A 12,271-nucleotide genomic window follows, 5' to 3' on the forward strand; every position below is an offset into this window, starting at 1 on the left:
CTGCATTTTTCCGCCGAGGAAATCATGACCATGAGGTTTTCCGACATGGTCTGGTGGCTCACGGATTGAGCCCATCACCCAAGGAGCAGGAGACGCAGATGGCGAACAAGCTGGTATCGGAGCTGGTGGTGATAGGTACGGCCCTCAGTTCGACCTGGGACGCCGCCTTCAAGACGATGGAAGGCCGGATCAAGCAGCTGGAGCAACAAGGCAGCAAGGCCAGGGTGCTGGAAAAGACCATCGGCCAGACCCTGCGCCTGCAGGATGAATGGAAAAAGGCCCATGACACCGGCGCCGCTTCTGCGGCCGGCCTGTTGCGCCGGTTGGAAGGGAGCCGCAATGGACTGCGCCAGCAGGGTATTGAGGTGCACAAGCTGCGCCAGGAATATCAAGCGCTGGGCAAGGTGGCCCGGGGTTCTGAGCTTCAGGCACGAGGACTGCAGCAGGTTGCCCAGGGCAAGGCCGACTTCAAGGCGGCTTATGACTGGGCAAAGTTCGGCGTCGATAAACTGCGTGCCCCGGTCAAGATCAGTGCCGATTATCAAGCGCTGATCCGCGATATGGCGATCAAGGCCGGTGTGGCCAACCAGCCACAGGAAGCGCAGCTGAGCCGCACGGTGATTCAGACCTCCCGTGACACGGGCATGGCCCGTAACGATGTGGCGGCGCTGGTGAGCCAGATGATGGCCAGCGGCATGTCGCTGGACAAGGCACAAGGCTACGCAGGGCTGGCCGCCAAGTTTGCAGTGGGGCAGGGCGCGAGTGTCGACGACACCGCGAAGCTGATGCGGGCCCTGGAGCTCAAGGCCGGGATCAGCGATCCCAAGGTCATGGAAAGGGCTCTTGAGGCCATCGCTCTGCAGGGGCAGGCCGGCAATTTCGAAGCTACCGACATGGCGCGCTTGCTCCCGGCATTGCTCAAGAGCGCCAGCGCGGAAGGGCTCACCGGCATGGAGGCGGTGAGTCAACTGGGGTCCATGCTGCAAGTGCAGATGAACACCGCCGCAAGTCCTGATGAGGCCGCAGGCCAACTGCAGAACTGGATCGAAAAAATCGGTTCCAGCGACGCGGTCAAGGCTTATGAAGACGCTGGCATTGATTATCAGGCGTCGCTGAACACCGGTATCCAGAAGGGCATGTCGAGCCTGGAAGCGAGCTTTGCCCTGGCCATGCGCTACGTCAGGGCCATCGACCCGGCCAAGGCGGCGAAGATGGCCGAGGCTCAGGCGCAGATCAGCCAGGAAACCGACCCGGCGAAGGCCAAGGCCATGCTTGAGGCTCTGGAAGAGTCCCTGCGCACCGGCGACCTGTTCACCGATATGCAGATCAAGGCGGCCTTGCTGGCCCAGACCCAGGGCCGGCAGCAGTACGAGCAGGTGAAGAAGGACTCGTTGAGCGCCTCGGCTGTTCTCGACAAGAACCTGGCCGAGCGTCGACAAGCCTCCGCGCAATTGTGGAAGGAGAGCGAGCAGGCGGTCGACGATGGCATGCGTGCGGTGGGAGAGGCCCTGCAACCGGCGACGGATCTGGTGGCCAAAAACATCACGGTTGTGGTTGGCAAGCTGACCGAACTGGCAGAGCAGAACCCATCGTTGGTGCAGGGTGTGGTTGCCCTGGGCGCTGCTTATGTCGCGGTGAAAAAGCTCATGGCCGTCTACACCACGGGCAAGGGCCTGATCAATGTCTTGCGTGGTGGGTTGAAGGTTGACCCCAAGGCGGCAAAGCGAGCGCCTGGCCGCAGTGCGGGAGGCATTGACTGCTGCGAGCCCATGATCGACTGCGGCTTGGACAAGCAACGCCGTCGGGGCCGTGGTGGGCGTAAGGCTGACAGGCGCAGGCCACCTGCGAGGGGGGCGGGCATTCAAGGTGGCAAGAGCCCGATGACGCCCAGTGGTCTGGAAAAAATGCCCAGAGGGGCGGTCAGGTCTGGCGTGGCCGGTGCCGCACTGAAAGGCGCTGGCTCTGTGGCCAAAGGGTTCGCACCTTTGCTCAAGGGCGGCGCGATCCTATCGGTGCTCGGTGCCGGTTTCCAGGTTGCGGACACCTATCTGAATGCCAAGACCCAGGATGAAAAAGCCGAAGGCTATGGCGAGGCGGCAGGCAATCTTGCAGGCGCCGCTGCCGGAGCAGCAGCAGGGGCCGCCATTGGTTCCGTGGTGCCGGTCATCGGTACTGTTATTGGTGGGCTGGTGGGCGGTGCACTGGGCGCCTGGGGCGGTTCTGCCGCCGGTGGGGCCTTGGGCAAAAAACTGTTCGGCTCCGACGACTCGCTCAAGCAAATGCCCGCCGCCGGTCCGCTGATGATGCGTAACGCCGGGCAGAACATCCCGCCGGTGATGGGCGATATCGCCAAGTCCTTCCAGCCGGGGCAGACACCTCCGCTGATGGGGCAGGCCGCGCGTTCGCTGGCCAGCCCGGCACCGTCGGCGTCGACCTCTTCGCTGCTCAAACCGGCGGAGCCGTTCACATCGGCGACGCCCCCGGCGATCGAACAGCAGTTCAGCTTCGCCCCTTACCTGGCGATCTCGGTACAGGGCGATGTCAGAGATCCGGCGCAACTGGCCCGGGAGCTGGAACCCTATCTGCGCTTTCAGTTCGACGAATACAGCCGGCAGGCGGCGGGTCGTCAGTTGTTCGACGCGGCACACGTTTAAGGAGGCGGCATGGCCTATATGGAACAGCTGCAATCGGGGCTCACGTCCCTGGTGGCGGCAGCGGAGGCGGGGCGACGCAGCGCCGATGAAATGCTGGGGCCCATGAACGGCGCCATCAGCGACATCACCGGCGCCGCCTCGGAGCTGGAGAATCTACCCTGGGTCGGCCCGGTGCTGGGCGCCAAGCTGCAACGCACCATGCGCAGCATTGGCGCGGCGCAGTCGGCGGTGGGTGAAGTCGCGGCCAAGTACAGCCAGGCCGTGACCGTGGCCGGGCAGATGCAGCAGCGTCTTGGCGCCTTGCAGGAGCAGGTGGCCAAGGCCGGCGCGGCGATCAACCGCATCGGCGGGCAGATCAGCCCGGCCCTGGGCAATATCTTTCCTTCCGGCGCGCTGGCGCCTCAGGACACCCCGGCGGCGGAGGCGGTGAAACCCTTCCCGCACCTGCTGATCCTGCAACCCCTGGGGGCCGCGGCCGAGCCGTTCTACTTCAACCTCGACACCGCGGCCTTCGATGAGTTGCGCCGGCAAACCGGCTTTCGCTGGGCGGCCCAGGAGCGCCTGAGCCGCAGCATCGCGCAGCAGGCGGTGGGGCAGGGCGACGACAAGATCTCCCTCAAGGGCGCGATCTTTCCCGGCTTCAAGGGTGGGTTGGGGCAGTTGCAGGCGTTGCGCAGCATTGGCCGACGCTTGCAGCCCCTGAGCCTGACCACGGGTTATGGCGAAGTGCTGGGCACCTGGTGCCTCACCAGCATCGACGAGGAACAGAGCCACCTGCTGGCGGGCGGCATTCCCCGCAAACAAGGGTTTTCACTGGAGTTTGTGAGCTATGGCAACGACCTGCAGAACCTCTGACGGTGATCTGCTCGACACCCTGTGTCATCAGTATTACGGACACCTAAATGGCAGCGTCGAGGCGGTGCTGGACGCCAACCAGGGGCTGGCCGACGAGCCACAACCCTTGCGCACCGGGGTACTGATCCTGCTACCGGAGCTGCCGATTCGCACAGAGGCGATGGTTCAGCTATGGGACTGACCTTGCCTCCACTCAACAGACCCCGCTGCGTGCGGGGTCTTCATTTTCTGGAGCACAGGCCATGACCCCGGTCTTTCGCATCCTCGCCGATGGCCGCGACATCACCGCGCAGATCAATGACCGGCTGCTGACCCTGCGCACCCTGGACAAGCCGGGAATGGAAGCGGACGAGTTCGAACTGCGCATCGACGACCGTGACGGCGCGGTCGCCTTGCCCGGCCGTGGCGCCGCCATCGAAGTGTTCCTCGGCTATGCCGGGCAGGCATTGACCCGCCTGGGGCGCTACACGGTGGACGAAGTGGTGGTCAACGGGCCACCGGATTCCATCGAGATCCGCGGCAAGGCCAGCGACATGCGCGGCAGTGGCAAGACCACCCGCAGCGGCAGCTGGGAGAACGTGGCGCTGGCGCAGATAGTCCGCGATCTGGCGGCCCGCAACGGCTGGCAGCCGGTCTGTCCGGTGGCGACCAAGGTGCCGCGGATCGACCAGCTCAACGAGTCCGACTTCAACTTCATCACCCGTCTGGCCCGCCAGTACGACTGCACCGCCAAGGTGGCCGAAGGCCGGTTGCTGGTGCTGCCCCGGCAGTCCGGATTGAGTGCCAGCGGCAAGGCCCTGGGCGTTGTCAGCCTCAGCCGCCGCGACGTCAGCCGCTATCAGTTCCGCCTCAGTGACAGCAGCACCCACAAGGCGGTGCAGACCAGGCATCAGGACCCGAAGAGCGGCACGCTCAAGGTCATCGACCTGGGCAACAGCGACTCACCGGCCAGCGTGCCGGCGGTGCACACCGATCGGCACCTGTACCCCAACAAGTCCGCCGCCGAGCAAGCGGCCAAGGCCCGCTTGGCAGCCTTCAACCGCAGCAGCGCCAGCCTGCGCCTGGAAATGCCCGGGCGCACCGACCTGTTTGCCGAGCGCCTGATCAATGCCCAGGGCTTCAAGGCCGGCCTGGACGGCGAGTACCTGGTGGACTCGGTGGAGCAACTGTTCAACCCCTCCGGGTGGAGCACCACGGTCGAATGCAACGGCGGCAAACAAGGCAAGGCCAAAGCCAAGGCCAAGAAAACCCCCGCCAAAAAGCCACTCAGGGTGGTGCAGCTTTAACCCTTCATTGGTGCCGCGAGCATCCTCGCGAGCGGCTCATTCGGATCGCCCCCGATCTAGCTTTCACGTCCTTTCAATCCACGCGGAAAGTCCGCAGGAGTATTCATGAATCCAGGCTTCAGCAACCCGGCCTCGAAGCGAGGCATCCGGCATTTTTTTCAGGCATTGATCGCTGGCTGCACTCTGTTGCTGGCAAGCGCAGCCCATGCCGGGCCCTTTGTCCTGGCCTACACCGATGGCCAGGTCGAAGCGTCCTACAGCAACCTGCAAGCGTTCCACCGTAACCTTTCTGCTGTCGGTCTGGGCAGCACCTACGGGCTGACCGTCACCGGTCAGTTGCACCAGGACGGGATGAACCCAACCAGCGAAAACATCATTCGCTTCGCCCAGTCCAAATCGCTGCCGCTGTACCCCACCGTCTCCGACTACAACGAAGGCATTGCTGATTTCGACCCGGCGATTTCCCACTCCATCGTCAACGACAAGACCTTGAGCGCCGGCAGCATCAAGCAACTGGTGAGGCTGGCCAAGGAGGGCGGTTTTGCCGGCATCAACCTGGACTTCGAAAAGGTCGAACCGAGGAACGCCAAGGCGTTTTCCGCCTATGTCAAAGCCCTGGGCAACGCCCTGCATGCCAGCGGCAAGAAACTGATCATCAGCGTCCCGCCCAAGTCCAGCGACCGCGAGCCCGAGTACCTGCAAGGCTACGACTACAAGGCCCTGGGCGCGGTGGTGGATTACTTCCAGGTCATGACCTACGACCAGGTCGGCCCCGGCTGGAGCAGCGGCGGTTTCCACGACGAAGTCTGGCCCGGTCCCGGGTCCGGCGCCGACTGGCAGCAGGCGCTGCTCAGCTACGCCGTGTCGCAAGTTGCGCCGAGCAAGGTCCTGGCCGGGCTGCCGGCCTACGGTCAGGACTACAGCATTGGCAACCGAGTGCACTGGTCGGCCTATCAGGAAGTGATGGCCGAGCACCGCGCCGTCACCCACCGGGACGCCGCCTCCGCCACGCCTTACGCCACCTGGGGGCCAGTGAAGAGCTTCGCCGATGGCGTGGAATGGACCCCGGAGCGCGCACAACCGGTGCTCTGGTACGACGACGCCGCGAGCATCAAGACCAAGACCTCACTGGTGACCAAGCTGGGCCTGGGTGGCACCAGCGTCTGGGCCATGGGCTATGAAAATGCCGAGTTCTGGACGGCGCTGCAGGCGGGGCTCAAGGCCGGTACTGAGCTGTTGCCGGCGGGGCGCGAGTGAGCCAGGCCAGTACCAGAGTTCCGGGGCTGCCCCGGGTAACGTTCGACGGATAGAGAGTACTGCCCCATGAATGACGAAGACCTTGCGGCGATCAATCGACTGATCGCTGCGCTCCAGGCCCAGACCGATGGACAGGCCGCCTTGAACAGCGCGATCCGCCTGCTGGCGCAGAGCAATCAGGCACTGGTGGACTTGATCAAGAGTCGCGAGCCAGACCCCAACGCTCCCCCTTATCTGGATGGCTCGCCGGCCCCCTGAACCCAGGGTTCCAGCGTCTCGAGCTTCCTCCCCGAGTAACACTCACAGCCCGCCGTCGCGGGTTTTTTATTGTTTGATGGAGAACACCTGATGTCGATTCTTACCCAAGGTACGCAAATCTTTGCCCTGGTTCCGCCTGTCTCCGGCAGCGGCCCCTACACCGTGCTGGAAATCGAGCACGCCACTTCCTTCGACCCGGGCGGTGCACCCGCCGAGCAGATCGAAGACACCAGCCTCAACGCTGACGAACGCAGCTACAAGAAGGGCCTGCGCACTCCAGGCACTGCCAGCCTCGGGCTGAACGCCGATCCGGCCAACGCCAGCCATATCCGCCTGCACCAACTGTCCGAAGCCAATGGCGATACCAGCGTCAAATGGGTCGTGGGCTGGTCCGATGGCAAGGGTGTAGTCCCTACCCTCAATACCAAGGGGGACAACTTCGAACTGCCCACCACCCGTACCTGGTTCGCCTTCGACGGCTACGTCTCGGACTTCCCGTTCAACTTCGCCCTGAACGCTGTAGTGACCACCACCGTCACCATTCAGCGCACCGGCGGTTCCACCTGGATCAAGAAGGCCTGAGCCACGTCATGAACCTCAAGCAGCTGAAAGCCAAGGGCGGCATCGTCGATGCCCTGCCCGTGAAGAAACAGGTGAGCTGGACTCACCTTGACAGCAAGACTGGCAAGGAAGTGACCGACACCTTGACCCTGCATGTTCGCCGGCAGTCTTTCGGGGTTATCGAGCGCCTGTTTGCCGAGAGTGACAGCGAGCTGAGCCGTAATGCCCGCTACATCGCTGCGTCGGTTGCCTTGGGCGCTGATGGCTCGGAAGCCCTCAGCTACGACGATGCCTACGGGCTGGAGCCGTCCCTGGGGTTCCTGATTCTCAATGCGGTGAATGAGGTCAATGGCACCGGTGGCGCCGCGGCAAAAAACTGACCGCCGCCGATGAGTTCTGGCACGAGTTGGTGCTGAACGGAGTCGGCGGCCGGACCATTGCCGAAGCCAAGGAACGCATGACCTACCAGGAAGCCCTGGCATGGGGGCGCTATATCGACCGATATGGTTCCTTGCATACCGGTAGGCGGCTGGAGGCGGGCAGCGCCCTGGTGGCGCTGCAGACCCACCGGCTGGGCGGAGGCATGGCGGAGTTGCTGGACTTCATGCCTCACGAACAACGTTTGGGGTTGTCACTCGAACGTGCAATGAACGAGTGGCGCTGACATCAGGCCACTTTCCCCAAACCCGTTTCGACGGGTTTTTTCATGACCCGGAGAAACCTATGGCAACTGCTTCCCAAGGGAACATGCAGCTGGACCTTGGCAGCCTGGAGCGGGCCCTGGACAAGGCCCAGCGTATTACCGACCAAGGCATGCGCAGCATGCAGCGGCGTGTCGAGGAGGCCAGCAAGAAAATTGCCGAGGCGCTGGCGACTTCGTCTGCTTCCGCGTTGGGCGCGACCTCCAATGCCGTTGATGGCCTGCGCAAGGCCTATGACCCGGCTGCCAGAGCGGCCGATGATTTTGTAAAGAGTCAAAGTTCCTTGAGCGCACTGCTCCAGCAGAACAAAAGTGCTGGAACCGAGTACGCGCAATCCCTGGAAGTATCTGGAAAAAAACTGGGGGCGTACTCCGACGAGATGGAGAAACTGCGTAATTCAGGTGCTCTAGCGGTCTCTCAGTTAGGCAGGGGGAGTCGTCAACAGGCGCTGGCCGCCCAACTTAGCGCGAACGATGAAGAATATGCGTTGGCGCGCAAGGCTCTGGATAAGCAATTTCCTCAAGGCGCGGTTCAGTCGCCAGCGACCTATGCCGACAAGTCGGGGATCAAGTTCCCGGCGGGAGATGCCTATGGCCGTGGGGCCGAACAGGGCGACGACTATGCCACCAAGCTTGATGAGTTGAAGACCAAGCACAGTGACATGGCCCTGCAGATTCAAAGCAACTATGTACAGATGAGCGAAGCACTCGGGGACTGGAAAAATGGTGCCTCGTCGGCTTTGGATGACTACATGAATAACGCCGGTAACGTCGCCGCTCAGTCGAAGGCGGTGTTCACCAGTGCGTTTGAGCAGATGGATGCCGCGATCCTCCAGTTCGCTACCACGGGCAAGTTCTCCTTTTCCGATTTCGCCAAGTCGGTGCTCAAGGACATGGCGATGTTGGCGGCGAAGACGGCGGCGTCCAAAGCGTTGAGTTCGTTGTTTGGAATGGTCGGCTCGGCAGTGATGAGTTTTTGGCCCAGCGCTACCCCGACTTCAAGCGCGTTCACGGTTGATGGCGCCACGACTGTATTCACGCCGCAGGTCGATGCGTCCAGCCTGTCCCCTCCTGTATTTCCTCATGCCAAGGGCGGTGCCTTCACCAACACGGTGGCCACCGCTCCAACGTTGGCTCCAATGGCCCTATTCGGTGAGTCCGGCCCAGAAGCAATCATGCCCCTGAGTCGTGGTTCAGATGGCTCGTTGGGGGTCGTTGCGCTGGGCGGGGGACAATCCGGCACCACCAGCAACCAGCAGGTGGTCATCCAGCAAACCATCAACGTACCCGACGGACAGGCCGGTGCCGCGGGAGCAGGCACGAACTCCCAGAGCCTGGCCAATGCCTACGCCAGCGCGGCGAAGCAGGGCGCGGCCGAACAGATTGCCCGAGACCTGAAACCGGGCGGCCAGATCTGGTCCGTCATCAACGGCCGCTGATTTCCAGCGGCCGCAACGGCTCACGCCCGGAGAAAGACATGACTATCGAAACATTCACTTGGGTACCCAAGATCGAGCCCGTGGGCAGCGTCGAGTTTCGCCTCAAGTCGGCGCGCTTTGGTGATGGCTATCAGCAGGTTGTCCAGGACGGGATCAACAACAAGACCCAGTCCTGGCCGCTGACCTTTGTCGGCGACGACAAGAAGATCAAGCCGATCATCAACTTCATCGACGCCCATCAAGGCGCCAGGCCTTTCTATTGGACCCCGCCGTTGGGCGAGCAGGGGCTGTACCGCTGCAAGACCTACCAGCCCTCGCCGTTGGGCGCAGGGATTTACTCGCTCAGCGCAACTTTTGAACAGGCATTTCATCCATGACTATCGATCCGATCCACCTTGGCAGTGCTCCCAACGATGGCGCCGGGCAGAACCTGCGTTCGGGGGGGCAGACCATCAATGACAACTTTGCTGAGCTGGACACTCGTACAGCGACAGCACAGGCCACAGCCGAGCAGGGTGTTGCACAGGCGCTAGCCGCCAAGGCCAAGGCCGATGCGGCGATTCCGGCATCAGCTCTAGGAGCCACCGTGGCTCAATTGGTCAATGGAACAGTACCGCAGTCGCAGTTGCCCAGTGACGTGCTGGAGTTCGCGACGCTGGCCGGTTTTCCAGCGACGGGTGAGAGCGGGAAGATCTATATCGCGGTCAACGATGGTGACAGCCTCGGCAACCCCAGCAAGCAATATCGCTGGAATGGCTTGTCCTTCGTGTTGATCCCTTCCTCCCCAGGGTCAACGGATCAGGTGGCTGAAGGGGCGACTAACCAGTACTTCACAGCGGCGCGTGTGCGTTCGACGACGCTGACGGGCCTGGGAGCGTCGGTCAACGCTGCTGTCGTCGCCAGCGATACGCTGTTGCAAGGCATTGCCAAGTTGCAGGGGCAGGTCGACGCCAAACTCGGCAAGAGCGAGAAGGCTATCGATTCGGACAAGCTGGCAGGCCAGCCAGCGGCTTACTACCGTGCCCCCATGGGTGGAGCGACCGCCACCGCCTCCGGTACTCAGGGTCTGGTGCCTGCGCCGCCTCAGCTGGAAACGGATAAAGACCGCTTCCTATGTAGCGATGGGACCTTCAAGGAAGTCAGCAGCGGTACTGGTTTGCCGGTGGGGGCGACGATTCCCTGGACTTTGCCGGTAGAGACTATTCCTGCCGGGTTCGTCGAACGCTCCGGGCAACTCCTGTCGCGCGCTGTATGGCCGGGGCTGTGGGCTAAGGTCCAGGCAGTGGCAGTGTCGGATGATCAGTGGAGGTCCAACATTGCATTTCGTGGCTGCTATTCCAGTGGCGATGGTTCTACAACGTTCCGGATGCCGGATGACAACGGCAAGTATGACCAGCTTGGAGTGGGCGGAGTTACTTACCGAGGTTATGGTTTGAACTCTATGGGTATGGTCGGGATGCACCAGTCCGATCAAGTTCAAAGCATGAAACACAGGACTTCCGTGAATGGCGGTGGAGCCAACTCCACAGGCCTAAACCCTGTATTTGGAGGCGACTCTGTTCAGAGCAGTCTGGTTGGCAACGTAGTTGCGGCGACAGGGTGGGCTACTTATACCGGAGGTGCTGTATCCGATGGCTCCAACGGTACCCCACGAGTCGGTTCGGAGACGCGTATGGCCAACGCCACCGTAATCTGGATCACAATGGCGGCAGCGGCTGCCTCTGCCCCAGGTGAAGTGAATGTTCCCGCTTTGGCGACTCAGGTGGACAACAACACCCAGCGAGTCACGAAGCTGGAAGATGTAATCAATCCGATTAAGCCGTCTTGGATAAGCAACTGCTTGATTAATAGCGTTTACGCTATCGTCAATGGCGTGTTGTGGTCCGCATGTGGCGCCGCTTCTGTATACGGTAACTTCCAGGCCGGTCGTGGTCCTAATGCATCGACATCTTTCTACGGCCTGAATAACTTCAGCCGCGTGAATATTCCCAGCACCTCCCCGGTTATCAAGGCAGGAACGGTGGGCTATAACGGTTATGCACTTCTCGGTAACGGAGAGCTGTGGGCATGGGGCTATAACAACAATGGACAGTTGGGGCTCGGGAGCGTGGCGGTGGCTCCATTGCCGACGCTTTCCACGAGTGGTGTGCTCGACATCTACTTCCATGAGACTAACTCCGGTCACAGCGTCGACGGAGGCAAGGCCTTGATTCGCAAGGCTGATGGTTTGTACGCAGCCGGCTACAACGGATACGGTCAGCTCGGCAGTGGCGATACCACGCTTAGAAATAGCTGGACGAAAGTATGGGATGTGGCGACTCGGGGTGAGATCAAATCGGTGTGGAACCTCGGCAGTCACTATGGGCGTACTTGGGTGCAGACCTCTGATAATCGTTTGTTCTTTGCTGGTTATAACGGGCAAGGGCAGGCAGGCATTGCTACTCCAGCCAATGTTGTTTCTTTCACCGATGTGACCACCGCGTGGGGTGGGCCTGAAGAAATCGCCAAACTCCTGCATATCAAGGGGGGAAGCGGCTGGGCTGACAGTGCTGCGAACGCCAGTGGGTTCACTGTGATGTGGTTCACTGACTCATTGCGTACGTGCGGCTTCAATACTTATGGGCAACTGGGCAGTGGCAACACCACGTCCCTGACGACGCCCTTCAAAATCTCACAGGCTTTTTCTCAACTGAGCGTGTGCGGCGGTGGTGTTGGCAGTTGCTACGGTGTGGATTCAGATGGTGCACTTTGGGTCTGGGGTTATAACGCAACCTCACAACTGGGGACTGGCAATGCGACCAATCTTTTGGTGCCGACCAAGCACCCGACGTTTGATGGAACGACTTCGGACCGAAAGGTCGGCAAGATCATGACTCATGATTACGACCGTCCCTACTATGGTTACTGTTTCCCGATGTACATCCGAACTGCCGCGGGCAACATCTATCACATGGGTGTCAATGGTTACGGTGAAGGTGGGCGAGGCGTCGTCGGAACCATTTCTACTCCTGTTTTGGTGGCGCTGCCAAAACTGGGCAATAGTGGCAAGCCGGTTTCCATTGAAACCATTGGGTTCCTGGGCACGGGTCACGCAGGTGCTGGTGCCACGGTTACCTATGCTATGGACAGCGAAGGCATGATCTATGGCTGGGGGCACCAGGGCCAATACGGTGTTTACCTCTCGAGCTCTGCAGTTGATTGCCTGGTTCCTTTGCAAATGAAACCTAACTGGATGCTCTAACCGCTAAACCACTGTGAGTT

12 protein-coding genes are annotated in these 12,271 nt (G+C 61.4%); all 12 read left to right on the forward strand.

Annotated elements, in window-relative coordinates; genetic code table 11:
- The first annotated feature begins 98 nt into the window (after positions 1 to 98).
- The 12 genes from GWQ44_RS00780 to GWQ44_RS00835 all read left to right on the forward strand — a co-directional run bounded on the left by GWQ44_RS00780 (position 99) and on the right by GWQ44_RS00835 (position 12,251).
- A complete protein-coding gene (locus tag GWQ44_RS00780; RefSeq protein WP_275926439.1) occupies positions 99 to 2,654 on the forward strand; it encodes a phage tail tape measure protein in 2,556 nt (851 codons plus the stop codon).
- 9 nt (positions 2,655 to 2,663) lie between these two features.
- Positions 2,664 to 3,509 (forward strand): phage tail protein, encoded by an 846-nt coding sequence (locus tag GWQ44_RS00785; protein ID WP_103741615.1) that lies wholly within the window; start codon positions 2,664 to 2,666, stop codon positions 3,507 to 3,509.
- Entirely contained in the window at positions 3,484 to 3,690 is a 207-nt protein-coding gene (locus tag GWQ44_RS00790) for a tail protein X (protein ID WP_275926440.1), read from the forward strand. The genes GWQ44_RS00785 and GWQ44_RS00790 overlap by 26 nt, the downstream gene beginning before the upstream one ends.
- A 61-nt stretch (positions 3,691 to 3,751) precedes the next feature.
- Positions 3,752 to 4,795, forward strand: a complete 1,044-nt coding sequence (locus GWQ44_RS00795; protein ID WP_047302089.1) for a contractile injection system protein, VgrG/Pvc8 family — start codon at positions 3,752 to 3,754, stop codon at positions 4,793 to 4,795.
- Positions 4,796 to 4,900: 105 nt separating this feature from the next.
- Entirely contained in the window at positions 4,901 to 6,052 is a 1,152-nt protein-coding gene (locus GWQ44_RS00800; RefSeq protein ID WP_275926441.1) for a glycosyl hydrolase family 18 protein, read from the forward strand.
- Between the two features lie 66 nt (positions 6,053 to 6,118).
- Entirely contained in the window at positions 6,119 to 6,310 is a 192-nt protein-coding gene (locus GWQ44_RS00805; RefSeq protein WP_019093183.1) for a hypothetical protein, read from the forward strand.
- A 90-nt stretch (positions 6,311 to 6,400) separates the two neighbouring features.
- Entirely contained in the window at positions 6,401 to 6,892 is a 492-nt protein-coding gene (locus tag GWQ44_RS00810; protein WP_047302094.1) for a phage tail tube protein, read from the forward strand.
- 8 nt (positions 6,893 to 6,900) lie between these two features.
- Entirely contained in the window at positions 6,901 to 7,251 is a 351-nt protein-coding gene (locus GWQ44_RS00815; protein ID WP_016964891.1) for a phage tail assembly chaperone family protein, TAC, read from the forward strand.
- A gap of 29 nt (positions 7,252 to 7,280) precedes the next feature.
- A complete protein-coding gene (locus GWQ44_RS00820; RefSeq protein WP_019093181.1) occupies positions 7,281 to 7,535 on the forward strand; it encodes a hypothetical protein in 255 nt (84 codons plus the stop codon).
- A gap of 59 nt (positions 7,536 to 7,594) precedes the next feature.
- The gene (locus GWQ44_RS00825; RefSeq protein WP_047302097.1) at positions 7,595 to 9,010 is read left to right on the forward strand and encodes a phage tail tape measure protein; all 1,416 of its coding nucleotides are present in this window, start codon (positions 7,595 to 7,597) and stop codon (positions 9,008 to 9,010) included.
- A 38-nt stretch (positions 9,011 to 9,048) separates the two neighbouring features.
- A complete protein-coding gene (locus tag GWQ44_RS00830) occupies positions 9,049 to 9,387 on the forward strand; it encodes a phage tail protein (protein ID WP_047302098.1) in 339 nt (112 codons plus the stop codon).
- Entirely contained in the window at positions 9,384 to 12,251 is a 2,868-nt protein-coding gene (locus GWQ44_RS00835) for a hypothetical protein (protein WP_275926442.1), read from the forward strand. Before GWQ44_RS00830 ends, GWQ44_RS00835 begins: the two co-directional genes overlap by 4 nt.
- Positions 12,252 to 12,271 lie beyond the last annotated feature (20 nt).

Origin of the sequence: Pseudomonas sp. 3MA1, from assembly GCF_029237275.1 — a bacterium.
In the GTDB taxonomy this organism is placed as follows: domain Bacteria; phylum Pseudomonadota; class Gammaproteobacteria; order Pseudomonadales; family Pseudomonadaceae; genus Aquipseudomonas; species Aquipseudomonas fluorescens_AP.